Origin of the sequence: Rhodococcus sp. 14-2483-1-1, from assembly GCF_002259335.1 — a bacterium.
GTDB lineage: Bacteria > Actinomycetota > Actinomycetes > Mycobacteriales > Mycobacteriaceae > Rhodococcoides.
Window position 1 is genome coordinate 298466 of the sequence record NZ_NPFX01000005.1, and the last position, 22711, is coordinate 321176.

At 64.2% G+C, this 22711-nt stretch carries 23 protein-coding genes and 1 tRNA gene; 17 read left to right on the plus strand and 7 right to left on the minus strand.

Annotation, left to right across the window (positions count from 1 at the left end; genetic code table 11):
* Window positions 1–2: 2 nt before the first annotated feature.
* Complete coding sequence (locus tag CH294_RS04960; RefSeq protein WP_094737201.1) at window positions 3–971, plus strand: phytanoyl-CoA dioxygenase family protein; 969 nt, start codon at window positions 3–5, stop codon at window positions 969–971.
* Between the two features lie 240 nt (window positions 972–1211).
* Here CH294_RS04960 and CH294_RS04965 read toward each other — a convergent pair whose 3' ends face one another.
* Window positions 1212–1508, minus strand: coding sequence for an antibiotic biosynthesis monooxygenase (locus CH294_RS04965; protein WP_032376247.1), 297 nt, complete (start codon window positions 1506–1508; stop codon window positions 1212–1214).
* 601 nt (window positions 1509–2109) lie between these two features.
* Between CH294_RS04965 and dnaK the strand changes: the two genes are divergently transcribed.
* The 11 genes from dnaK to CH294_RS05020 all read left to right on the plus strand — a co-directional run bounded on the left by dnaK (window position 2110) and on the right by CH294_RS05020 (window position 14846).
* Entirely contained in the window at window positions 2110–3990 is a 1881-nt protein-coding gene (dnaK, locus tag CH294_RS04970) for a molecular chaperone DnaK (protein WP_094737202.1), read from the plus strand.
* An 8-nt stretch (window positions 3991–3998) separates the two neighbouring features.
* Window positions 3999–4523, plus strand: coding sequence for a nucleotide exchange factor GrpE (locus CH294_RS04975; RefSeq protein WP_094737162.1), 525 nt, complete (start codon window positions 3999–4001; stop codon window positions 4521–4523).
* A 6-nt stretch (window positions 4524–4529) separates the two neighbouring features.
* Window positions 4530–5459, plus strand: a complete 930-nt coding sequence (locus CH294_RS04980; protein WP_094737163.1) for a J domain-containing protein — start codon at window positions 4530–4532, stop codon at window positions 5457–5459.
* A complete protein-coding gene (locus CH294_RS04985) occupies window positions 5456–5785 on the plus strand; it encodes a chaperone modulator CbpM (RefSeq protein ID WP_094737164.1) in 330 nt (109 codons plus the stop codon). Before CH294_RS04980 ends, CH294_RS04985 begins: the two co-directional genes overlap by 4 nt.
* Complete coding sequence (gene clpB, locus CH294_RS04990) at window positions 5767–8400, plus strand: ATP-dependent chaperone ClpB (protein ID WP_094737165.1); 2634 nt, start codon at window positions 5767–5769, stop codon at window positions 8398–8400. Before CH294_RS04985 ends, clpB begins: the two co-directional genes overlap by 19 nt.
* 14 nt (window positions 8401–8414) lie before the next feature.
* Entirely contained in the window at window positions 8415–8867 is a 453-nt protein-coding gene (gene trxA, locus CH294_RS04995; protein ID WP_094737166.1) for a thioredoxin, read from the plus strand.
* Window positions 8864–9130 carry a UBP-type zinc finger domain-containing protein gene (locus CH294_RS05000; RefSeq protein WP_094737167.1) on the plus strand — a complete coding sequence of 89 codons (267 nt, stop codon included), beginning with the start codon at window positions 8864–8866 and terminating at the stop codon, window positions 9128–9130. Before trxA ends, CH294_RS05000 begins: the two co-directional genes overlap by 4 nt.
* Window positions 9108–10808 (plus strand): FAD-dependent oxidoreductase, encoded by a 1701-nt coding sequence (locus CH294_RS05005; RefSeq protein ID WP_094737168.1) that lies wholly within the window; start codon window positions 9108–9110, stop codon window positions 10806–10808. Before CH294_RS05000 ends, CH294_RS05005 begins: the two co-directional genes overlap by 23 nt.
* 63 nt (window positions 10809–10871) lie before the next feature.
* Complete coding sequence (locus tag CH294_RS05010) at window positions 10872–12164, plus strand: alpha/beta hydrolase (protein WP_141216444.1); 1293 nt, start codon at window positions 10872–10874, stop codon at window positions 12162–12164.
* Window positions 12165–12469: 305 nt separating this feature from the next.
* Window positions 12470–13444, plus strand: coding sequence for an iron-siderophore ABC transporter substrate-binding protein (locus CH294_RS05015; RefSeq protein WP_094737170.1), 975 nt, complete (start codon window positions 12470–12472; stop codon window positions 13442–13444).
* Between the two features lie 112 nt (window positions 13445–13556).
* Complete coding sequence (locus tag CH294_RS05020) at window positions 13557–14846, plus strand: sensor domain-containing diguanylate cyclase (RefSeq protein ID WP_094737171.1); 1290 nt, start codon at window positions 13557–13559, stop codon at window positions 14844–14846.
* Between the two features lie 25 nt (window positions 14847–14871).
* Here CH294_RS05020 and CH294_RS05025 read toward each other — a convergent pair whose 3' ends face one another.
* A complete protein-coding gene (locus tag CH294_RS05025; RefSeq protein ID WP_212709763.1) occupies window positions 14872–15651 on the minus strand; it encodes an SGNH/GDSL hydrolase family protein in 780 nt (259 codons plus the stop codon).
* Between the two features lie 87 nt (window positions 15652–15738).
* On the opposite strand from CH294_RS05025, the gene CH294_RS05030 reads away from it, so the two are divergent.
* Window positions 15739–16299, plus strand: coding sequence for a PadR family transcriptional regulator (locus tag CH294_RS05030; protein ID WP_094737204.1), 561 nt, complete (start codon window positions 15739–15741; stop codon window positions 16297–16299).
* A gap of 102 nt (window positions 16300–16401) precedes the next feature.
* A complete protein-coding gene (locus tag CH294_RS05035) occupies window positions 16402–16806 on the plus strand; it encodes a nuclear transport factor 2 family protein (RefSeq protein WP_094737172.1) in 405 nt (134 codons plus the stop codon).
* 67 nt (window positions 16807–16873) lie between these two features.
* Here CH294_RS05035 and CH294_RS05040 read toward each other — a convergent pair whose 3' ends face one another.
* Complete coding sequence (locus tag CH294_RS05040) at window positions 16874–17296, minus strand: hypothetical protein (RefSeq protein ID WP_037172685.1); 423 nt, start codon at window positions 17294–17296, stop codon at window positions 16874–16876.
* A gap of 473 nt (window positions 17297–17769) precedes the next feature.
* Window positions 17770–17841: transfer RNA gene (locus tag CH294_RS05045), tRNA-Thr, on the minus strand.
* A 92-nt stretch (window positions 17842–17933) separates the two neighbouring features.
* On the opposite strand from CH294_RS05045, the gene CH294_RS05050 reads away from it, so the two are divergent.
* Complete coding sequence (locus CH294_RS05050; RefSeq protein ID WP_032376227.1) at window positions 17934–19397, plus strand: threonine/serine exporter family protein; 1464 nt, start codon at window positions 17934–17936, stop codon at window positions 19395–19397.
* 8 nt (window positions 19398–19405) lie between these two features.
* Here the strand turns inward: CH294_RS05050 and CH294_RS05055 are convergent, their stop codons facing one another.
* Complete coding sequence (locus CH294_RS05055; RefSeq protein WP_032376226.1) at window positions 19406–19666, minus strand: MbtH family protein; 261 nt, start codon at window positions 19664–19666, stop codon at window positions 19406–19408.
* 90 nt (window positions 19667–19756) lie between these two features.
* Window positions 19757–20566, minus strand: a complete 810-nt coding sequence (locus tag CH294_RS05060; protein WP_032376225.1) for an alpha/beta hydrolase — start codon at window positions 20564–20566, stop codon at window positions 19757–19759.
* 92 nt (window positions 20567–20658) lie between these two features.
* Between CH294_RS05060 and CH294_RS05065 the strand changes: the two genes are divergently transcribed.
* Together CH294_RS05065 and CH294_RS05070 are read left to right on the plus strand one after the other, a co-directional pair.
* Window positions 20659–21186, plus strand: a complete 528-nt coding sequence (locus CH294_RS05065) for a hypothetical protein (protein WP_032405928.1) — start codon at window positions 20659–20661, stop codon at window positions 21184–21186.
* Window positions 21187–21216: 30 nt separating this feature from the next.
* A complete protein-coding gene (locus tag CH294_RS05070) occupies window positions 21217–21870 on the plus strand; it encodes a hypothetical protein (RefSeq protein ID WP_032405548.1) in 654 nt (217 codons plus the stop codon).
* A gap of 90 nt (window positions 21871–21960) precedes the next feature.
* On the opposite strand, the gene CH294_RS05075 is transcribed toward CH294_RS05070, so the two are convergent.
* Window positions 21961–22711, minus strand: a 751-nt coding sequence (locus CH294_RS05075; protein WP_141216445.1) for an HNH endonuclease signature motif containing protein, incomplete at its 5' end; no start/stop codon positions are given.

Below are 22711 nucleotides of genomic sequence, written 5' to 3' on the forward strand. Positions count from 1 at the left end.
CGATGACCAATGAGCTTCTCCCAGAACAGAATCGCGACGGCGGTATCGATCAGGACTGGGCAGGTGACGATCAGGACTGGTGGGACTGGTACGTCACGCTGGCCGCCAACGACACGATGCCGACCGAGCTGGTCGACGGTCCCGGTCTACCGGACGTCGAGGCGGCGACGGACGCGCAGGTCGAACGTGAGCTTGCCGAGCCGTACAACCTCGACCCTGCTGCCGTCGAGTCCTTCGCGCGAGAAGCCTTCGTGCGACTGCCCGCTGTGTTCTCGCCGGCCGTCGTACGTCGCCTCGCGGAGCGCCTCGAGGAGCTGCTGCGAGCCGAGCACGGCGACGACGTCGCAGGCCGATTCACCGCGCTGGAACAGATGTGGCTCCATGACGACCTGATGCGCGCCGTGGCGCTGTCTCCCCGAATCGGGGGCGTGGCCGCGGCTTTGCTCGACGAACCGGCCGTTCGGATCTATCACGACAACGCGCTGTCCAAGGAACCCGGTTGCGGACGCACACCGTGGCACCACGACGCGGAGCATTTTCCGCTGCAGACCACCCAAGCGGTCACTGCATGGATGCCGATGTCGGCGATCCCCGGCCGAATGGGTCCGCTGTCGTTCGCTCGCGGCCGAAAGGTGCTGGACGAGGTTGCGGACTTGGAGTTCGACAAGGTCGGCACGTCGTACGACGAGGCCGTCGCGCAGCGCTTCGTCGAGCGTGACGTCGCGGTGCAGTCGGAGCCGTTCGCAGTGGGCGACGTGTCGTTCCACTCCGCGCTGTGCTTCCACACCGCGGGGCCCAACCTGACCAGTCAGCCTCGCCGAGCGCTGGCCACCACCTACTTCGCCGACGGGGCCCGAGTTGTGGAGTCGCCGACGCTGATCAGCGGCACGTGGCGCGAATTCCTTCCCGGTGTCGAGCCCGGCGGCCTCGCGGCCTCCGAACTGAACCCTGTGGTCGGCCGCCGAGACTGAGCCGACGGTACTCGCGCCGAGACCCGGTCGTGCCCACCCCTATCGGCGCGTCACAGCGCCGGAGTCCGCGAACCGATCGACGAACGATACGCACCTCCCAGAATCACCGGAATGCAACAGGAACAACCGATCTCACTCAGCGTGGACATGTTGTCGGCACACACCCAGGCGGACAACCGAAGCGGGCCAACAATTCAGGACGACAGTCGTGCTCGCAGGTGAGCGAAGTGTGCAGTCCAGTCAGAGCTTCTCGGCGAGTACATCGAGGTAGCTTATTTCGGGCGGCGAGGCGAAGAGTTCGTCCGCCCGTTCGCCGAGAGCCTGGCCGACCGGTCCGTTGAGATGCGTTTCACGGGCGGCGTCGTCCGGGAAAGCATCGACGATGCCGAACGTCGATGGGCCGAACCGTACCGCCAACCAGGGTCGGGTGCCGGGCTCCTGTTCGACGAGCGGTTGGGCCGACCGGAGAAACTCCTCGACTGCATCTTCCTTGCCGGGCTTGGCTTCGAGTCGGACCAGCAGTGCCTTGGTGACCATGACGATTCTCCTGTTCGAGGTGGTGGACACGGCCAAGCATCACACCTCGGACCGGCAAAGGGAAGGGCCTGCAGTCCGCGCGCAAGAGCGAATTTGGTTTTACCCCTAGTAATCTCGCAGCCGAGAGAGGAGACTCGACCGGTAGAGGGAATAGACACGCCAGGTGCAGCGCCGGCCGAATTTCGGTCACGTCGCGAAACATGTTGATGTGCCAACGTTTTGGGTTACCGGTCAGTTCAGCGTGCTGCTGCGAACTGCCCACACCGCGTATCGGCTCGAACATCACGATCTGTTTGCACGGATACAAAAATATCGAACGCCCGACACTCGCCGACGACGACAGTCGCGACCAAGGATTCATGCGGTCGACCTCCGTTGTACGGTGAATAATGCTGTCTAACAGCCACATTCGCTCTCATTCAATTATTTTGCGCTGCGGGTGCGTCGGCCACCTTCTCGACCTGCATTTCCCAACAGGCGTGCCGATCTCGACTCGTACCAGCCAGTACAACCACCTCACTACGAAGTCTTCGCCGATGTCGGGGTAACGGACGACGCTGTCCACATGCTCACCGGCCGGACCGATCGAAAGGAACGAGTCATGGCGACTGCTGTGGGTATAGACCTGGGCACCACCAACTCCGTCATCGCCAGCTGGCAAGGCGGCGAGCCGGTGGTGATCTCCAATATCGAGGGAGCGCGGACGACGCCGTCGGTGGTGGCCTTCACCGAGAGCGGAGAACGGCTGGTGGGTCAGCTTGCCCGACGGCAGGCGATCTTGAATCCGAAGGGCACGATCTACTCGGCGAAACGCTTCATCGGACGCCACTACGACGAGATCTCCGATGAGGCAAGAGCGGTCAGCTTCGACATCGTGTCCGGTGACAGCGGCGAGGCCCGAATCGATGTGCGGGGCAAGAAGTATGCGCCGGAGGAGATCAGTGCCCTCGTACTGCGCAAGCTCGTCGACGACGCGAGCAAGTTTCTCGGCGAGAAGGTCAAGGAAGCGGTCATCACAGTTCCGGCGTACTTCAACGACGCGCAGCGCAACGCCACCAAGGACGCCGGCCGCATCGCGGGCCTCGAAGTCCTGCGGATCATCAACGAGCCGACCGCTGCGGCGCTGGCGTACGGCATGGACAAGCAGGTCCACGAAACCGTACTGGTCTTCGACCTCGGCGGCGGCACCTTCGATGTGAGCTTGCTCGACGTCGGCGAGGGTGTCGTCGAGGTTCGGTCGACGGCCGGCGACTCTCACCTGGGCGGGGACGACTTCGATCGACGCCTGGTGGACTACCTCGCCGACGACTTCCAGCAGGTGGAGAACATCGATCTGCGCAAGGACGCACAGGCGTTGCAGCGCCTTTTCGAGGCCGCAGAGAAGGCCAAGGTCGAGTTGTCCTCGGTGACCCAGGCCCAGGTCAACCTGCCGTTCGTCACCGCCGATTCGGACGGTCCCAAGCACCTCACGACCACCGTCATGCGATCGAAGTTCGAGGATCTGACGGCGGATCTCGTGGAGCGCTGCCTCGACCCGGTGAAGCAGGCAATGAGTGATGCCAAGGTCACCGCCAACGACATAGACGAAGTGATTCTGGTAGGTGGTTCGACGCGCATCCCGGCGGTGCAAGCCCTGGTTCGCCGGCTCACCGGCGGCAAGGACCCCCACATGGGCGTCAATCCGGACGAAGTCGTGGCTCTCGGCGCGGCGGTTCAAGCCGGCGTGCTCAAAGGCGAGGTCTCCGACGTGCTGCTGCTCGACGTCACCCCGTTGTCTCTCGGCGTCGAGACACAGGGCGGGGTGATGACCAAGATCATCGAGCGCAACACGACCATCCCGGCCCGCCGCAGCGAAGTGTTCTCCACCGCGGAGGACGAGCAGTCCGCCGTGGATGTCGTTGTGCTGCAGGGCGAACGCGAGCGGGCCGCCGACAACCGTTCGCTCGGACGTTTCCGTCTGGAAGACATCCGGCCCGCACCGCGCGGCGACGCCCAGGTCGAGGTCACGTTCGATATCGACGCCAACGGCATCCTCAATGTCACGGCCAGGGACAAGGACACCGGCAAGGAACAGAGCATCACGATCAGTGAGCAGAGCAATCTGGACCCGAGCGAGGTCGAACGCATGCTGGCCGAGGCCGAACGGAATCGGGGCGAGGACGAGGCGCTGCGCAAAGCTGTCGACGCGCGCAACGAACTCGATTCCGTTGCATATCAGGTAGAACGGCGACTCGCCGAACTCGGCGACAGTGCGCCACCGCACGACAGGGCACGGGCCGAGATGCTGATCGCCGATGCCAGAAAGGCCGTGAAGGACGGCGCTCCGCCAGCAGATGTACAACCGCTCGTCTCCGAGCTTCAACAGCTCCTCTACGGGCTCGTGCCGGTCCAGGATGGCGGTGACGGACGTCAGGTCGGTGGCGCGGACGCCGCCTCGACCGATGACGACGACGTGATCGACGCCGAATTCGATCGAAGCTGAGGCACGAGATGGAAAGGGCTGCAGATCATTCGACACCCGAACCAGCGGCCGACGTCACGGAAGGAGATCGAACCGAGACAGTACCGGATCACGCCGCCGCGAGTGCAGAGGAGGCTCGACTCGACGACCGCTGGCGCAGAGCCCTTGCCGATCTGGACAACCTGCGCAAGCGGTATGCCAAGGACCTGGAGCGAGAACGGGCCGCGGAGGTGACGAAGGTGTCCGCGGCGTGGCTGCCGATACTGGACAATCTGGAACTTGCGTTGGCACATGCGGACAGCGATTCGCAGACCGTTGTCGACGGCGTCAAGGCGATCCGCGATCAGGCGGTGCAGGTGCTGTCACGGTTCGGTTTCGAGCGTCACGACGAGGTCGGAGTTCCGTTCTCCCCGCAACTGCACGAAGTGGTCAGCGTGGTGGTCCGGCCCGACCTTCCGTCCGGGACCGTGATCGACGTCGTCCGTCCGGGTTACGGAGAGGACGCACGGCAACTGCGGCCGGCGTCGGTGGTCGTCAGCCGCCCCGAGGGGTGAGCACCGATGGCGCGTGACCACTACGAATCGCTCGGAGTCCCACGGGGCGCGAGCACCGACGAGATCCAGCAGGCCTACCGCAAGCTGGCTCGCAAGTATCACCCCGACGTGAACAAGGACCCCACTGCGGAAGACACGTTCAAGGAGATGAACGAGGCCTACCAGGTGTTGTCCGACCCGGACACTCGGAAACGCTACGACCGGTTCGGTGCCGACTTTCGGCGTGTCCCCGAGGATTACGACGAACGGACCCGCACCCACTCGGGTGGATACCGCGGTGGCGGGAACAGCGGCGGAGGATACGACCGCGGGAGCAGACGCGTGCACTTCGGTCCCGGTGGCGACGGTGGCGTCGATCTCGACGACCTCTTCGGGCAGATGTTCGGCGGCGGTGGCGGATACGGGCCGATTCCCGGTGCCGATCAGGAAGCGGAACTGGCCTTGACGGTCGAGGAGGCGTACCGGGGCGGCACACGCACGCTCGGACTGGACGGACGGCAGTACGACGTCGACATTCCGGCCGGGGTCGTGGACGGCCAGCGAATTCGGTTGGCCGGACAAGGCGGACGGAGCAACGGTGGCGCGCCGCAAGGGGATCTGTACCTCGTGGTGCGGATCGAGCCACATTCCCGGTTCCGAGTACAGGGCCGAGACATTCACGTCGACCTCCCGGTATCGCCATGGGAGGCGGTCCTCGGGGCGACCGTCGCCGTCCCCACCCCGGGTGGCGAGGCGAAAGTCAAAGTGGCTCCGGGCTCGTCGACTGGAAGGAAGCTGCGCCTGCGCGGCGAAGGAATGCCGAATGCACGTGGCACCAACGGCAACCTGTACGCCGAGATCAAGGTGATGGTGCCGTCGAAACCGACAACACGCGAACGCGCACTGTTCGAGCAGTTGGCCGCAGAATCGAACTTCGATCCGAGGACAAAGACATGAGCGACCCGAACCCGGTGGTCCGGTACGTACTGGTTCGTCGCACCGAATTGTCGACCGACGCCTTCGCCGAACGTACCGGGCTGCATCCGGAACTGGCACGAAAGCTCGTGGCCCTCGGCCTGCTCGACGTCGAACGCGTCGTAGGTGGCGAAATGTTCTTCGCGCCAACCGAAGTGGCCCATGCTGCCCGCATTCGACGACTGCGGACCGGTCTCGGCCTGAACTACTCGGCAATCGGGCTCGTGCTCGACCTGCTGGAACGAATCGAGACACTCGAAGCATCTTCCCGCAGAAGGAGGACAACCACATGGACATCAGCAACCTGACCGAGAAGTCGCGCGAAGCGCTGCAGGAGGCCCAGAGCCTCGCGACCAGAATGGGTCACACCGAGGTCGACGGAGAGCACCTACTGCTCGCGTTGGTCGGTCAGCAGGATGGGTTGGTGCCCCGATTGCTCGAGCAGGCCGGTGCCGAAGTCGATGCCCTGCAATCCGATCTGGAACGTGAACTCTCACGAAGGCCCAAGGTCAGCGGCCCCGGTGCCGCGACCGGTCAGGTGACGATCACCCGACGCTTGTCCGTGCTCCTCGACGCCGCCGAGCGAGAGGCGAAGCGGCTCAAAGATTCCTACGTGTCGGTGGAGCATCTCCTGATGGGCCTAGCCGAAGAGGGCTCGGCCACTGCGGCAGGGCGAGTACTCGCCCGTCACGGAATCACCAGGGACTCCTTCCTCACAGCGCTGACGAAGGTGCGCGGCAATCAACGCGTCACCTCGGCCAGCCCGGAAGGTGCGTACGACGCGCTGGAGAAGTACGGACGCGATCTGGTCGCCGAGGGGCGGGCGGGCAAACTCGATCCGGTGATCGGACGAGACGCCGAAATCCGCAGGATCACGCAGATCCTGAGCCGCAAGACCAAGAACAATCCGGTTCTGATCGGCGACCCCGGCGTCGGGAAGACCGCGATCGTCGAGGGCCTTGCCCAGCGGATCGTCCGCGGCGACGTTCCGGAAGGCCTGCGCGACAGAACGATCTTCTCACTCGACATGGGTTCCCTGGTGGCCGGCGCGAAGTACCGCGGGGAATTCGAGGAGCGTCTGCAGGCGGTGCTGGCCGAGGTGAAGGCAGCCGACGGGCGGATTCTCTTGTTCGTCGACGAGTTGCATACCGTTGTCGGTGCGGGATCAGTGGGCGGTGAGGGGTCTCTCGACGCCGGCAACATGCTCAAGCCGATGCTCGCCCGAGGCGAGCTGCACATGATCGGTGCCACCACGCTCGACGAGTATCGCAAGCACATCGAATCCGATGCGGCACTGGAGCGACGGTTCCAGACCGTCCTCGTCGACGAGCCGAGCGCCGAGGATGCCATCTCGATCCTGCGCGGACTCCGCGAACGCCTCGAGGTGTTTCACGGCGTGAAGATTCAGGACGGCGCTCTCGTCGCTGCCGTCACCCTTTCGCACCGCTACATCACCGACCGCTTTCTCCCGGACAAGGCCATCGATCTGGTCGACGAGGCGTGCGCTCGGTTGCGCACCGAAATCGATTCGATGCCGGCCGAACTCGACGAACTCACCCGGAAGGTGACCCGGCTCGAGATCGAAGATGCCGCGCTGTCCAAAGAGACCGACGGAGCGAGCAAGGCACGTCTCGACGAGCTGCGCAAGGAGCTGGCCGACCTGCGGGCCGAGGCCGATGCCCGGCACGCTCAGTGGGAGGCGGAGCGACAGGCGATCCGCCGGGTGCAAGAGCTACGGAGCGAGCTCGAGCGCTTGCGCCACGAGGCCGAGGAGGCGGAGCGCGCCTACGACCTCAATCGGGCCGCCGAGTTGCGCTACGGCGAGATCGTCGAGCTCGAACGCAGGCTCGAGTCGGCAGAGGAGCAGCTGGTCACCAGACAAGGCCGGAGCCCGTTGTTGCGCGAAGTAGTCACCGAGGACGAGATCGCCGAAATCGTGGCTGCGTGGACTTCGATCCCGGTCGCTCGGCTGCAGGAAGGCGAGCGACAGAAGTTGTTGCAGCTCGACGAGATTCTGCACGAGAGGGTCGTAGGTCAGGACGAGGCGGTGCAGCTGGTCGCGGACGCGGTGATCCGGGCGAGGTCCGGCATCCGTGATCCACGCCGGCCGATCGGGTCGTTCATCTTTCTGGGCCCGACGGGCGTGGGAAAGACCGAGCTCGCAAAAACATTGGCCGGTGCTCTCTTCGACAGCGAAGACAACATGGTGCGCCTGGACATGAGCGAGTACCAGGAGCGGCACACGGTGAGCCGGCTCATCGGGGCACCTCCCGGATACGTGGGGTACGACGAGGGCGGACAGCTCACCGAGGCGGTGCGCCGAAAGCCGTACTCGGTAGTGCTTTTCGACGAGATCGAGAAGGCGCACGCAGATGTGTTCAATACCCTGCTACAGGTGCTCGACGACGGCCGGATCACCGATTCACAAGGCAGGCAGGTCGATTTCAGGAACACGGTGATCATCATGACCTCCAACATCGGTTCCCAGCATCTCCTCGAAGGAGTCACACCCGACGGCGAGATCGAGCCGAACGCCCGCGAGCGGGTTCTCGCGGAACTGCGTGGGCATTTCCGTCCCGAGTTCCTCAACCGGGTCGACGACATCGTGCTGTTCACCCCACTCACCCTGCCCCAGATCGAGCACATCGTCGGGTTGCAGCTCGCCGATCTTCGAAACCGCTTGTCGGAGCGCAGGATCGATCTGGACATCACCCCGGACGCGCGCAGGCTCGTCGCCGAACGCGGATTCGACCCGGTCTACGGTGCACGGCCATTGCGTCGATACATCGCCCACGAGGTCGAGACCAAGATCGGTCGCGCGTTACTGCGAGGGGACATCGAACCAGGCGGCACCATCACCGTCACGGTGGTCGACGGAGAACTCGTAGTCGCGTATGCGGAACCCGCCGTCGCGGCGGCCTGAGAGGAGATGTCGCCATGGAATCGGACAAGGTGAAGTGCGCACACTGCGGCAAGGTCAACAGGGTGCCTGCCGCAGCGGACGGGACACCCCGGTGCGGGAACTGCCACGAGCCGCTGCCGTGGATCGCCGCAGCACGGGACGAGGACTTCGCGGAGATCGCCGAACACCCCTTGGTACCCGTACTCGTCGATCTCTGGGCGACCTGGTGCGGACCGTGCCGCATGGTCAGCCCGGCGCTCGAACAGCTCGCCGGAGAACGCGCGGGCCGGATCAAGCTGGTCAAGGTCGACGTGGATGCCGCACCCCTGACGTCCGAACGATTCACCGTCAGGGCCGTGCCGACCCTGCTGGTGATGGATCGGGGTGAGGTCCTCGCTCGGCAGGCCGGTGCAGCCCCGGTACCCCAGCTACGCGCATGGCTCGATCGAGCGCTTTCGGAGAATGCAGGCAAGGAGGCGACATCATGACTTTCGTGCATGTGGACCCGCACGTCGATGCAATCCGGTCCGTGGTGCCCAGAACCCCGCAGGGCTGCGAAGAATGCCTCCGTCTCGGGACCCCGTGGGTGCACCTGCGGCTGTGCCTGACGTGCGGACACGTCGGGTGTTGCGACTCCTCGCCGGGCAGACACGCGAGCGCGCACGCACATGTCGTCGGCCATCCGATCGTTCGGTCGATGGAACCAGGAGAAACTTGGAGGTGGTGTTATGTCGACCGAAATCTCGTCTGAGGACGCCGGTCCAGCCGTCGTCGACGAGACCACGGACGAGCACGGCGCGTTCCCGCGGCTGACGGACGATCAGGTCGCAGTGCTCGAGGTCGGTGGCACACGTCGATCGGTTCGTACCGGAGAAGTGCTGATACGCGAGGGTGCGCCCAGCAACGACTTCTTCGTCGTTCTGTCCGGCAAGGTTGCCGTTCTCGACGAGGGTGACCGCGACGGTGAACGTCGGATACTTCGCGTGCACGGACCCGGACGCTTCTTGGGTGAGCTCGGACTGCTCGAAGGTCAGGTGGCGTTCTACACCGCCGAAGCGATCGAAGACGGCGAGCTGCTCGTCACTCCCGCCGAGCGGGTGCGCGAACTGGTTGCCCACGATCCAGTGCTGAGCGATCTGGTCCTGCGGGCTTACCTGCTGCGTCGACACCTGCTGATCGGGCTCGGCTCGGGGTTCCGGATCATCGGCTCCTGCTATTCACCGGACACGTTGCGGCTTCGAGAATTCGCAATGCGAAATCGATTGCCTCACAAATGGATCGATCTGGAGCGGGACGAGCGGGCGGAGCAGCTGTTGCGTAGCCTGGACATCGCCCCCGAGGACGTTCCCGTCGTCATCTGGCACGGCGAGAAGGTACTGCGCAATCCGACGAACACAGAGCTCGCACGCATCGTCGGACTTTCCGTGCCGAACGCGGCCCAGGACGTGTTCGATCTCGTCGTCGTGGGTGCAGGACCGGCCGGACTGGCCGCATCCGTATACGGAGCGTCGGACGGGTTGAACACGGTGACACTGGAGACGATCGCCGCAGGGGGACAGGCCAGCACCTCCTCCCGAATCGAGAACTATCTGGGATTCCCGGCCGGAATCTCCGGATCCGAATTGGCCGAGCGGGCTGTGATCCAGGCCGATAAGTTCGGTGCTCGCATCCTGGTCTCGGCAGAGGTGACCGGATTGACGTCCGAAGCCGGTTACCACGTGCTCCGGCTCTCTGACGGCGGCACGGTTCGCGGCCGGTCCATCGTGCTCGCCACCGGCGCGCGGTACCGCAAGTTGACCGTTCCCGGTATCGCGGAACTGGAAGGCACGAGTGTGTACTACGCCGCCACTCATCAGGAAGCCCGCATGTGCGGGACCGACCCGGTGGCCATCGTCGGCGGCGGTAACTCCGCAGGCCAGGCGACAGTGTTTCTTGCCGAACATGTTTCGGACGTCCACTTGCTCATCCGCAATGACGATCTCGGAAAGAGCATGTCCCGTTACCTGGTCGACCAGATCGAGCACCACCCGCACGTGACCGTGCATCGCCACACCGAGGTTCGCGAGGTCCGCGGCAAGAAGTACCTCGACGAAGTCGTGGTCGAGAACAACCGCACGGGCGAACAGGCCACGATCAGAGCGCACGCCCTGTTCGTGTTCATCGGAGCGACGCCTTACACGGGGTGGCTTGCCGACGCCATCGCACTCGACGAACACGGGTTCGTCCTCACCGGTACGGACGCAGCTCTCGCTCGTGGAGACGGTGACCTGCAGATCGGAGCAGCGCTGTGCGGGACGCTCGCAACGAGCCGACCCGGCCTGTTCGCCGCGGGCGACGTCCGCAGCGGATCGGTGAAGCGAGTCGCATCCGCAGTCGGTGAAGGAGCGATGTCGGTACGCCAGGTCCACGAGTATTTCGAGCGACGGTGACGTGGGAAAACCGCAGCCATCCCAGCCCTGGCGGATCCAGTGGACACACGTACACTGAATCGAGTGGGGAAGAAAACTCAGCGCACACAGGAGTTGGGCGAACTCGCAGAAATCAGCCTTCGCGAGTTGGCGTCGGCCGCCGGTGGTGTTCGCGCAGTTCACTCGGCTATTGCACGACGCACATTTGCCGCCGTGAAACTCGGCGTAGGGCCGGCTGTCTTGCCGACACAGCTGATGCACGACGCGATCGCCGCCGGCACCTACGCGAGCATCGTCGCCGCCTGCTCCGGCGCAGCCAAGACAGTCGGCGCGCTGACCGGTGGCGACGACGACGTGACCGGCGACGACGTGACCGAGGACGACACCCGACCGTCGCCGTCGCACACCACCGGCGGCGCGCAGACCATCGCTGTCCTGCACGGTCTCATCGGCGACGATATGGAGCGCAGTTCCCGAGTCCTCGCCTACCCGATGTCGATACGTGTCGACGGACGCCCGGTTGTTCCGAAATACCGCGCTCTGGCCGCGGCGTTTCCCGACGCGGGAGCGCACCTCGTGGTGTTCCTGCACGGGCTCGTGGAGACCGAATCGGCATGGCGGCTCGGTGGGCGACCCACGTACGGGGAGCGCCTGGATTCAGAAGCCGGAACAACCTCGATCGTTCTGCGCTACAACACCGGTCGTCGAATTGCCACCAACGGTGCCGACCTGTCGGACCTGCTGGAACAGCTCGTGCCGGCCTGGCCCGTCAGGGTTCACCGCATCACCCTGGTCGGTCATTCCATGGGCGGGCTGGTCTCGCGCAGCGCCGCACACCACGCTGCGGAGAACGGCCGCCGATGGGTGGAGCTGTTGACGGACGTATTCACTCTGGGGACACCACATCTGGGTGCGCCGCTTGCGCGTGGCGTGCACGTCGCCACAGCAGCGCTGGCACTCACGCCCGAGACCCGTCCGTTCGCGAACCTGTTGGCGCGTCGAAGCGCCGGAGTCCGCGACCTGATTCACGGATCGATCACCGAAGACGAGGGACATGCCAGCTACGCCGACAGATTCGACGTCGGCGCAGCCATGGACATCTCGGTCCCGGATGGGGTGCGGCATCATCACGCCTCCGCCGTCGTTACCGGAAACCCGCGGCACCCGGTCGGGATATTCGTGGGCGACGGCCTCGTTCGCACCGACAGCGCCGGAGGACGGAACAAGCTGCGTGACATAGGACTTCGGCCGGACGATGGTCTGGCGATCAACAGCGCACACCATTTCACGCTCCTCAACGACCAGAGGGTGTACGGCTGGATGCGACGCGCACTGGCCGTGGTTCCGGGGTCGGAAGAACCCGATCCACGCCCCTAGCTGCAATCCACGCCACGCACGTCGGGTGTGGATTACGACGAGGGGCATTTTGCCGTCACCACGTCCATGCCACTGGCATATCGATAGCCGCAGCCAAGCTTGCCACCGCGGCGCAACTCGAGCAGAATGCTGCCGCGCTTTCGATCGACCGCGGCAAACGCCGTGGACGTGATGCACTTCGGCGGCGACTACACCCTTGCTGTTTCCGGCACCGCGGTGGACAAAATCGCGGGGAGGTCCTGGACACTGCACGACCTGATCGCCACTGCCCTACTCGAAGACCTCGGCCCCTACAATCGTCCGTTATGCGTAGGTTTTTCGGTGCCCTGGCCGCGGTTGTCGTCCTATCTCTGTCCGGTTGCTCGTCGAGCGAGTCACCCGACCCCGTACCACCGACGGGCGCGAACACGTCTGCCGAGTTCCCGGTCACGATCGAGGGGGCACTCGGTTCGTCCGTGGTCGGCTCGGAGCCCACCCGTGTGGTCGCGCTGTCGTGGACCGACGCCGACATTCTGCTGTCGCTGGGAGTGACGCCGGTGGCCACCGCCCGAGCAACCGCCGCGTCGGGGTTCCAACCGTGGGCCGAGGCCGAGCTGGGCGATCAAGATGCCCCAGCGTTCCTCCAAGGAGCCAATGCCGACCTGTCGATCGAAGACGTGCTCGCCTACGAACCAGACCTGATCGTCGGGACGAAGGCATTCGGACTCGACACCCGCTACGAACAGCTGTCGGCGATAGCGCCTGTTGTGCACTACGACAGCACACCCTCGGCAGAAACGTGGGAGGACGCCACCAGGTCGATCGCGGCCGCGCTCGGGCGCAGCGACGACGGTGAGCGGGTGATCGCGGAGACCGACTCGACGATCTCCGCTGCGGCAGAGGCCAACCCCGAGCTGACCGGTAAGACGTTCACGTTCTTCGTCGGCCCCGCCAACGGCAGTGTCTACGTGGTCAATTCGACCGACGACGCCGGTGCGCAATTTCTCGACTCGCTCGGCATGCGGCCCACCGACTACGCGACCGGGCTGCCGACCAGCTCCATTCCGGGGCGAGCACAGATCACCTACGAATACCTGGCAGACAACGACGCCGATCTCGTGATCGCGACGGGACAACCAGCCGATCTCGACGCTTTCCGAACGCTCCCGGGTATCGCATCCCTGTCCGCAGTCGCGCGCGGGAACTACGTTCCACTCTCTCCGACGGAGGCTCAGTCGATTGCATTCCCGTCTCCACTCAGTCTCGAGTGGGCGACCGGCAACATCGTGCCGAAGTTCTGACATATACCCCTCGACAAAACCCTGAAACCGACAGAACCCCCGATTCCATGACGTGAATCGGTCCATTGGTACACACTCGATAGGAACAGGGTCGGTCGAGGGACGGAGTCGTATGGTCGACACCCCACACTCGCCGTTCGGCGGGGAACCACTCGTCTCGGACATGGCACCGCACGCGGCGTCCATCGGGATCACCCGCTTTCATATCGGCACGTCATACCTGGAGTGGGATACGCGCGCAGCCGCGATATTCGACGTCGGTCACGACGATCGGCCCGCCCTCGACATCTGGCGCAGTCGCGTACATCCGGACGATACCGCTGTGCTCCGAGCCCTCTACGGTGATGCGTGCGCGTCCATCGGGGCAGAGCGCATCTATCGAATCATCGACCGCGGCAGCAACATACGGCACATACTAACCCGGAGTGTGTCCATCGAACATGCCCCCGACGGTTCGCCATCGGTGCTCACCGGGGTCGTCTCGCTTGTCGAGCCACCGACGGGACTGCACGTAGACCTCATGCCGGACGTGCGGTGGAGTCGGATCCTCGATTGTGTCTCGCTCGGATTCGCCATCGTCGACGAAGCGATGGTGCTGCGGTACATCAACAATCAGACCGAGCGCCATCTGGGCGTCAGCCGAACGGAGGTGGTCGGACGGCACATCCACGAGGCACTGCCGGTGACGAGAGGGTCCTACTTCGACGATCTGCACCGTGCCGCGGTAGCCACTCGCGGCGAGGTCACCAGGGTGGTGCAAGCCCTCTTCATTCCGGACAGGACGCTGGAGGTGACTGCAAACTATATCGACGGTGTCGTTGCGATCAGCTTCCGAGACGTCACCGATTTTGCGGCCACAACCGGCAGTCTGCTCGAGGCGTATCGCGAACTCCTGGTCAAGTCGCGGGTCGACGATCTCACCGGCGTGCTCAATCGCGCCGCCTTGCTCGAACGAATCGAGCGAACAACTGCGGAGACAGCTGCTCCAGCGGCAGTGATGTTCATCGATCTCGATGACTTCAAGGCCATCAACGATACGTACGGCCACTTGGTTGGAGACGAAGTTCTACGCACAACGGCCGCGCGGCTGGTTGCGGTCTGCGACTCCGGCACCGTGTTCGGAAGAATCGGCGGAGACGAGTTCGTCGCGGCCATCTTCGACGACACCCTGCTCGGCCGAACTCGATCCGCCGCGGACATCGAGCGCGAGATGGTCATTGCGACGTCCCCGCCGATCGACGTCGTCGACGGACATGTCTCGGTGTCGATCAGCATCGGCGTCGCGCACAACACTGGAGCCAGCACCCTCGAAGAGATGCTGACCCAGGCCGACACCGCTCTGTACAAGGCCAAACAGTCGGCCGCTTCGAATCGGACCGACAGAGCGCCCGGGTCACCGTAACTTCGATCAGGCTCCAGTCGAAGTTCTACCCGAGCATCGAGGTCAGCTCCGGTCGTTTGGCCGTCCGGCTGTCGCCCGACGAACGTCTACGGAGTCGGCGAGTCAACCACGGCGCGAGAAACATGCCGGCCCAGGTGAGGTCGGCACGAACTCGGGAGACCAGACGCGGGCGTGTGAGCGGTGCCAGAGGGAGATTCCACGCGTCCGTGGCACCCGGCAGCTCCAGTGCATAGGCGGCAGCTGCGGCGAGCCGCGCATGTCCGGTCTCGTTGAGATGCAGACGGTCCCAGCTCCACAGCCGCGGGTCCGATGCCACATCGTGCTGCTCGAGGTCGATCAATACGACTCCGAATTCCTCTGCAGCCCTGCGAATCTCGGAGTTCAGCTCGGTCATACGTTTCGCAATGACCGCCCGACCGGGGACCGGGTGAGCGAGACGGGGAAACGTCATGGTGATGACGGTGCAGTCGGCGGACCGCAGCGCGCCGAACATCGCGCCCAGTTCACCTGCCACAGTGCGAGCATCGAAATTCGGCCGCAAGATGTCGTTGACGCCGGCAGCAACGGACGCAACGCTCGGTCTCAACGCCAATGCAGCGGGCAACTGCTCGACCCTGACCTGCGCGGCTTTGCGACCACGCACCGCGAGGTTGGCATAGGCAACCCCGTTTTCGCTCTCGGCCATGTGCTCGGCGAGCCGATCGGCCCAGCCACGAAAGCCCGTTTCCTCGTCGCCATCGTTCAGCCCCTCCGTCTGGCTGTCGCCGAGGGCCACGTAACGCAACTGGTCCTTTTCGTTCACCACGTCCACCGCTCCTCCATCGAGCAAAATATACAATAAGTTGTATACGAAAGTACTATGTGGAGTGCGCCACGGGTACTGTGCCGAATCATGTCGCTACGTGATGCCGTGCTCGCCGCACTGGTCGACGGGGAGCTGTCGGGCTACGACCTGTCCAAGGCGTTCGATGCCACTGTCGCCAACTTCTGGACCGCCACTCCCCAACAGCTCTATCGCGAGCTCGATCGAATGGATCGGGACGACGTGATCTCGGCGAAGCTGGTCGAGCAGGACGGTCGGCCCAACAAGAAACTGTTCAGCCTGACCGACAAAGGCCGTGCGGCGCTGCGCCAGGTCAGTCACAGGCGATCGAAACTTCCTGCTATTCGCGACGAGCACCTGGTCGCAGTCCACGCACTGGAGGCCGGCGACATCGAGCCTATGACCGCCGCGATCCGCGAACGAATGCAGCTCTCGCGCGACAAGCTGGCCAGGTACGACCGGATGGCGCACCGCCTGCTCGACGGACGCACCGAGACCGACTTTCTGGCGACCGCTGATCGCATCGGCCCCTACCTCACCCTGATGCGAGGACGAATGTTCGAGGAGGAATCGCTCCGCTGGGGTGCCCGCGTCCTCGAAGTACTCGACGCCCGCGCCGGTCGCCGATGATCGCGGCATTCCCCAATCAATAGTCGCAAAGTTGTGTATGGTTCGCGGATAACAACAGGATCGTGGCCGTCCCGGTCCTGGCCTCACTGAAGGAGATGACGCGTGCAACTGTTCCGAGAAGCCGTCGAGGCGAACGACCACGACGCCATGGCCTCCACCCTTGCTGACGACGTCGTCTTCAGCTCCCCCGTCGCCTTCAAGCCGTACCACGGCAAGCAGACGACCGCGGCGATACTACGCGCCGTCACTCGCGTGTTCCGCGACTTCCGCTACGTCCAAACCGTCGACGACGTCGGCGGCCGCGACCACGTCATGTTCTTCGAGGCCCGCATCGACGACGTGACCGTGCACGGCTGCGACATCCTGCACCTCGATTCCGACGGCCTGATCGACGACTTCACCGTGATGGTCCGTCCACTGTCGGCGGCGCAGGCACTCTCCCGCGCCATGGCTACGGAATTCGCCGCCGAGATGGCCTCGATCACTCCCACGGACAAGACCGGCTGACGCAGGCCCAGGTCGCATCCCTGAAAGTCGCGTTCGACAGTCCGGGTTCCTGCGCTGCTGCCGCTGTCTACTTTTCGGCGAGACCTAGTGCCGCTGAGAGGTATTCACGCGAATCTCGAAACGTCTGCGCCACGCCGCGTCCCGCGACGGCTCCGTACCGACTGATCTGATCGTCATCGAGAAGGTCGAGCACAGTGGTGGAATCTGCGTGCATCCAGCCGCCGTCTCGCACCAGTTCGTGGGCGCGTTTGCCCTGCAGGGCTGCAATTCCCTCGACCCTGATTCCCTTCGGATCGGTCGACACTGCGATGTAGTAAGCCTTCTTGCCGGGGTAACCGGCCTTGACCTTCGAGCGCAACCGCAAGACGGCATCGACGGCGTCATCGACGGCAGATGACTGCTCGTCGGAGCCCGATTCGGCAGCAGAGACGCGTGCAATCTCAGCATCCAGTCCAGCAAGCAAAGTGGCGAGGTACTCGAGATCGCTCATCAACTCATGATGCCCTACGACAGCAGACTCTCGAACCAGACCCGACGACGCTCACAATTCAGCTTCAGCTGAACCGGAGGCAGTCCCCGGGCCAACGCACTCAATATGGGGAGCCAGGTTTACACGTCAGAATCCCCAGCGCAAGATCGGGTGCGGTCGAATAAGCAACGCAGTCCGCCGAGTTCGATGACTCGTCCACTGAGATCCGGCAGGTTTCGCCACTCGATGCAGCAGACCCAAGTCAACACGAGCCGATACCGATCCCCAGATTCACGCCCCTAACCGAAATCGACACCTCGCAGGCAGGACGGGGATCACTGCGACGGGCGTCGATTCGACCGATCGAGTCAATCGACTCCTCACCTTCGGATACCTGACTCCGATCGGCGTCGGATATCCGGAACCGAGGAGCTGATTCGACGCGGAGTAGGCAAGAGAAACTCCGAGCCCGGCACCGGGATCGGAGTGGTCGGAGCCTCCTAACGGGATTGAACCGTTGACCGCTCGCTTACAAGGCGAGTGCTCTACCGCTGAGCTAAGGAGGCAGTGAAGCGAGGCAAGCATATCCGTTCATCGGACGCTCAGTGTCAACAGGTACCTTGTCGGTGGATCACCCCAGCAACGTGTAAAGACGGTCATGACTTTCCTGCAAGACCTGACGGCTTCGCTGAGCCGTCTCACCGGTGAGCGTCGGGCCACCATCGATACGCCGACCGCAGCGCCGTCACCTCTACGCCCGATCGATCTGACCGACGATGCGTCGGTCGCCGAGGTCCTGGACCTTGCGGTTCGCGTCGGCGAGGTGTTGTTGGCCTCGGGCACTTCGGCGGTGGACACTGCGACGCAGGTGCAGTTCATCGCGGCGACGTACGGCCTCGCACGGTGCGATGTCGACGTCACGTACAACTCGATCACTCTGAGCGCCCATCGCGGCCCGACGCGTCCTCCGGCGTCGACGATGCGCATCGTGCATTACCGCTCGATGGACTTCACGCGGCTGGCCGAGGTCGACCGTCTCATTCGCGCGGTCCGCGTCAAGATGGTCCCGCCCAGCGTGGCTCTCGACCGACTCGACGACATCACCAAGGCCCCGCACCCCTACAACCGCTGGATCGCGACCCTCGCCTGGTCCGGTATGGCCGCGGCCATCAGTGTGCTGCTCGGCGGTGGCCCCCTGGTGGCTGTGGTCAGCTTCCTGACGACGATGGTGATCGACCGCATCGGACGCGTGCTGAACCGCGCAGGCCTGCCGTTCTTCTTTCAGCAGGTGGTCGGCGGCTTCGTGGCCGCGACACCGGCGATCACGCTGTACAACTTCCAGGACCAGCTGAACATCAGCATTTCGCCGTCGCAGATCATCGCGGCCGGTGTGGTCGTGTTGCTGTCGGGTCTCTCGCTGGTCGGCTCGGTGCAAGACGCGATCACCGGTGCCCCGATCACAGCGTCGGCGAGATTCTTCGAGGTGTTGATGATGACCGGCGGCATCATTGCCGGTGTTGCGACGTCGCTGCGCATTGCGGCGTTGATCGGTAGCGATCTGCCTCAGATCAGCAACTTGGCACCGCCGGACATCCTGCAGGTCCCCACAAAAGTGCTCGCAGGCGCAGCAGCGTCGTTGTTCTATGCACTTGCCTGCTACGCCGAGCGACGTGCGTTGACGGCTGCTTTCATGGGCGGCTTCGCAGGCTCCCTCGTCTACCTGCTGTCGCAGACGCTCAATGTGGGTCCGATCATCGCGTCGGCCATCGCCGCTGTCGTCGTCGGGTTCGCGGGTGGTCTGCTTGCCCGTCGTGCGCTCATTCCGCCGTTGATCGTTGCCGTTGCCGGGATCACGCCGTTGCTGCCAGGTCTCTCTCTGTATCGCGGTCTGTACGCGATTCTGAACGACCAATTACTGCTGGGAATCAGCTCATTGTTCGCAGCGTTCGGCGTCGGTTGCGGCCTGGCCGCCGGCGTGACCCTGGGCGAGTGGGGTGCCCGCACCCTGCGCCGGCCCCGCATCTTGGCGCGCACCGAGGAACTACTGCGCCCGACGCTTCGCCGCAAAGAAGAACCGCGCCGACCGACGGTTCGTCGGCGGCGCGGCACGGGTACTTCGTAACGCGAAGCTCAGGCCTCGGCGCTGGGGGTTCCCTCGGCAGAGGCGCGTGCAGCAGCGTCGGCTTCCATGGCCTCACGCAGGCTGCGCGGACGCATATCGGTCCAGTTCTTCTCGACGTACTCCAAGCACGCAGCGCGGGTGTCTTCACCGAAGACGACACGCCATCCCTGAGGGACCTCGGAGAACGTCGGCCACAGCGAATGCTGGTCTTCGTCGTTGACCAGCACGAAGAAGCGTCCGTCTTCGTCATCGAACGGGTTGGTACTCATCTCGCCTCACTCGTCGCGAACGTTTGTTTGGTAAGTCTGCACCGTGAGGTGCCACACGACCCTAGCAACGCAGGTCGGGCTATGGTGCCGTCAGGCCTTCAGAAAGCCGAGCAATTCCGCATTGACTGCCTCGGGACGCTCGAGATATCCGTAGTGGCCGGCATCTGCGATTTCGACGTACCGGGCACCTGGAATGGCGTCCGCCAGCTCCTTGCCCAGGTAGGCGGGGATCATCCGATCGTCGGCGAACCCCACCGACAGGCACGGCACCGACACCCCCCGGTAAGCCGAAGTTCGATCGAAGTCGTCCTCCATACCCAGCTGGGCACGCACTCCGGCCGAGGGCGAGGAGGCCGAGAACTCGAACAGATCCAGCCAATCGCGGGCACTGCGCCCGTCACGCAACGTCGCAGGCGACAGGTTCATCACTGCCGTCACCGCCGCCGAGTACGTGCCGGGGAGCTCGACCCGCTTGTCATAGAGGGCCCGCTCACCATGGGCGAGGGTCTTCTGAAACTCGTCCACTCTGGCGTGACCGGCGAGGAACACGGCCTTGCGCACCAGGTCAGGCCTGGCCAGGGCCAGCTCCTGCGCGACGCGTGAACCCATCGACGTGCCGACGACGAAGGCCTTCTCCTCGCCGTTGCGGACGAGTTCGATCAGGCCCGCGGTATCGGCGACCATGGATTCGATCGTGATGCCGTGAGTGCTCTCCGACGACGGCGCGATGCCGCGATTGTCGAACGTGCACACCCGATACCCCGCTGCTGTGAGAGCGGGCACCTGATGCAGCTCCCACACGCGGCCGGGGCTACCGGTACCCATAACGAGAACCACCAGGTCTCCACTGCCTTTGACCTGGTAATTGATGTCGATGCCGTTGATCTTGGCGATAGGCATAGGTCTCCTCACTGCTGATGCGTTCGTCGGCGATCGTATCGTCCGGGACCGACACGGGGTTACTCGTACAGCCAGTGGGTACCTGCAGTTACATGACTGACGAGAACGTAGCGGGCGAAGCACGCAAGGGATTGCTCGACGGAATCAAGGGCAAAGCCAAAGAGGTCGTGGGCGCGGTGACCGGCAACGACTCGTTGACTGCAGAGGGTCAGTTGCAGGCCGCCCAAGCGCGCGAGCGCAAGGAGGCGCACGCCACCGAGCGGGTAGCGGAGGCTCAGGCCACCGATGCCGGCGAGGAACTGGCCGACGTGCGCACAGCTGCCGAAAGCCGGCGTGAAGCTGCGGAGAAGAACGCCGCGGTGACCGAGGCCAACGCGGATCGCGTACGGGAGACACAGGTGGCGGCAGCCGAGCAGAACAAGCGCGAGACCGTGGCGCAGGAGCGCGCAGCCGCGGAGGTGGACGCCACCGCCGAGCAGATCGAAGCCGACGAGGACAGGCGCATCGAGCAGGCCGCAGCGGACTCCGACGAAATGGTGGCCGCGCAGAAGCACCAGGAGGCACTTCGTCAAGCCGAGGCCGATCGCAAGAAGGCCGAAGAGCTCCGCAACCAAGCCTGAACCACTACCGCAAACCAGGAGTTTCGTTTCATGAGTGTCCTAGCCATACCGATGACTATTCTTCGCATTCAGTACAAGATCGCTCGAATCCCGTTGCAGCTCATCGAGACCAACGTGGTCGAGAAGATGAATGCGGAATCACCCGCCCGCCTGGTGTACGAGCACACACTCGGGTCCTTGGACCGCGCCGTCGGAAACCTGTTGGGCGACAAGAGCCTCGCGGATCGCGGCGAGACGTTGGTCGACAGCACCGAGAACCGAGCAGAGGCAGCTCGGTTGGACGCCGAGGCCCGCGCCAAGAAGGCCGCTGCGGACGACGAGCTGAAGGTGGCTCGCGAGACTGCAGAGAAGGATCGCCGAGCGGCCGACGCCGCTGCCCAGGAAGCAGCACGTGACGCGCGCCAGGAAGCAGAGCAGCGCAAGCGGGAGGCTGCTCAGGAAGCCGAGCGTGAAGCCGCCGCCAAGAAGAAGAAGGCCGACGAGCAGGCTGCGGCAGCGACAAAATCAGCCGAGGATCGCAAGAAGGCTCAGCAGGCTCAGGTCGACAAGCAGGAGAAGCTGGCCGCAGCGCCGTCCGAGGCCGAATTGGCCGAGGCTGCAGAGCGTTCCAAGGAAGCTGACGCCAAGAAAGACGAAGCAGAGCGCATCGAGAAGCTGTTCATCGCCGAGAAGAACAAGGACTGACCATCCTGATTCACTCGAATTGAGCTGATGATCAACTTCTTCCAGCCCCGCACCGTGTTCTCGGTGCGGGGCTGGTCTCGGTTCAGCTGGTTATGCGATGTGGGGGCCGGCTCGGGCGTGGGATTGTCGGGGTTCTCGGTACGGATCGACGGTGGCCGGCGGGATGAACCACGGGTGGTTGTCAGTGCCGATGAAGACCTCCCAATCACTGTGGTGGATCAGTCGGTGATGGAATCCGCACAATAGGACCAGGTTGTTCATGTCGGTGGGTCCGCCGTCGGTCCAGTGCCAGATGTGGTGACCTTCGGTCCATGCTGCGGGTTTCCCGCAACCGGGGAACGCGCAACCGTGATCGCGGGCGGTGAGGGCGCGTTTCTGTTTCGCGTTGACGGTGCGGGCGGTGCGGGCCAGATTGATCGGGGAACCGTTCTCGTCCATGACGATCGCGGTCAGAAGACAATCGCAGGCCAGCTGCCGAGACGTCTCGCGAGAGAGCGGTCCCATCCACGGCAGCCACCCGACGGTGGTGCCGTCACCGAACAAGTCCCTGTACGCGCGACGATCCGCGGTGGGGCCAGTAGCGCCGTCACGACCACTGCCAGTGCCAGTGCCACTATCGCACTCATCGCCGCTGCCGCTGCCGTCGTCACCACCGACATCGACGTAGTCGGATTCGGTTGCGGTGCCGTTGTTCTCGCCACTGCCACTGCCACCGTCACCCGCTGCAGCGCCGCGGAGGTCAGTGAGGTCACGCAGGCTGATGTGCAGGTTGACGTGCGGCTTCTCCCCGCCTTCGGTGGGCCGATTACTGGAGGCGAGGTAGCGGTCGAGGATGTGTCCG

What these genes read in the sequence shown, in the direction of transcription:
- CH294_RS04980 (WP_094737163.1), top strand. Translation starts at nt 4,530, where the DNA reads ATGGCGCGTGACCACTACGAATCGCTCGGAGTCCCACGGGGCGCGAGC.
- CH294_RS05070 (WP_032405548.1), top strand. Translation starts at nt 21,217, where the DNA reads ATGAGTGTCCTAGCCATACCGATGACTATTCTTCGCATTCAGTACAAG.
- CH294_RS05055 (WP_032376226.1), bottom strand. Translation starts at nt 19,666, where the DNA reads ATGAGTACCAACCCGTTCGATGACGAAGACGGACGCTTCTTCGTGCTG.
- CH294_RS04960 (WP_094737201.1), top strand. Translation starts at nt 3, where the DNA reads ATGACCAATGAGCTTCTCCCAGAACAGAATCGCGACGGCGGTATCGAT.
- clpB (WP_094737165.1), top strand. Translation starts at nt 5,767, where the DNA reads ATGGACATCAGCAACCTGACCGAGAAGTCGCGCGAAGCGCTGCAGGAG.
- CH294_RS04975 (WP_094737162.1), top strand. Translation starts at nt 3,999, where the DNA reads ATGGAAAGGGCTGCAGATCATTCGACACCCGAACCAGCGGCCGACGTC.
- CH294_RS05015 (WP_094737170.1), top strand. Translation starts at nt 12,470, where the DNA reads ATGCGTAGGTTTTTCGGTGCCCTGGCCGCGGTTGTCGTCCTATCTCTG.
- CH294_RS04985 (WP_094737164.1), top strand. Translation starts at nt 5,456, where the DNA reads ATGAGCGACCCGAACCCGGTGGTCCGGTACGTACTGGTTCGTCGCACC.
- CH294_RS05060 (WP_032376225.1), bottom strand. Translation starts at nt 20,566, where the DNA reads ATGCCTATCGCCAAGATCAACGGCATCGACATCAATTACCAGGTCAAA.
- CH294_RS05030 (WP_094737204.1), top strand. Translation starts at nt 15,739, where the DNA reads ATGTCGCTACGTGATGCCGTGCTCGCCGCACTGGTCGACGGGGAGCTG.
- CH294_RS05020 (WP_094737171.1), top strand. Translation starts at nt 13,557, where the DNA reads ATGGTCGACACCCCACACTCGCCGTTCGGCGGGGAACCACTCGTCTCG.
- dnaK (WP_094737202.1), top strand. Translation starts at nt 2,110, where the DNA reads ATGGCGACTGCTGTGGGTATAGACCTGGGCACCACCAACTCCGTCATC.
- CH294_RS05000 (WP_094737167.1), top strand. Translation starts at nt 8,864, where the DNA reads ATGACTTTCGTGCATGTGGACCCGCACGTCGATGCAATCCGGTCCGTG.
- CH294_RS05065 (WP_032405928.1), top strand. Translation starts at nt 20,659, where the DNA reads ATGACTGACGAGAACGTAGCGGGCGAAGCACGCAAGGGATTGCTCGAC.
- CH294_RS05050 (WP_032376227.1), top strand. Translation starts at nt 17,934, where the DNA reads ATGACTTTCCTGCAAGACCTGACGGCTTCGCTGAGCCGTCTCACCGGT.
- CH294_RS04965 (WP_032376247.1), bottom strand. Translation starts at nt 1,508, where the DNA reads ATGGTCACCAAGGCACTGCTGGTCCGACTCGAAGCCAAGCCCGGCAAG.
- CH294_RS05005 (WP_094737168.1), top strand. Translation starts at nt 9,108, where the DNA reads ATGTCGACCGAAATCTCGTCTGAGGACGCCGGTCCAGCCGTCGTCGAC.
- CH294_RS05040 (WP_037172685.1), bottom strand. Translation starts at nt 17,296, where the DNA reads ATGAGCGATCTCGAGTACCTCGCCACTTTGCTTGCTGGACTGGATGCT.
- trxA (WP_094737166.1), top strand. Translation starts at nt 8,415, where the DNA reads ATGGAATCGGACAAGGTGAAGTGCGCACACTGCGGCAAGGTCAACAGG.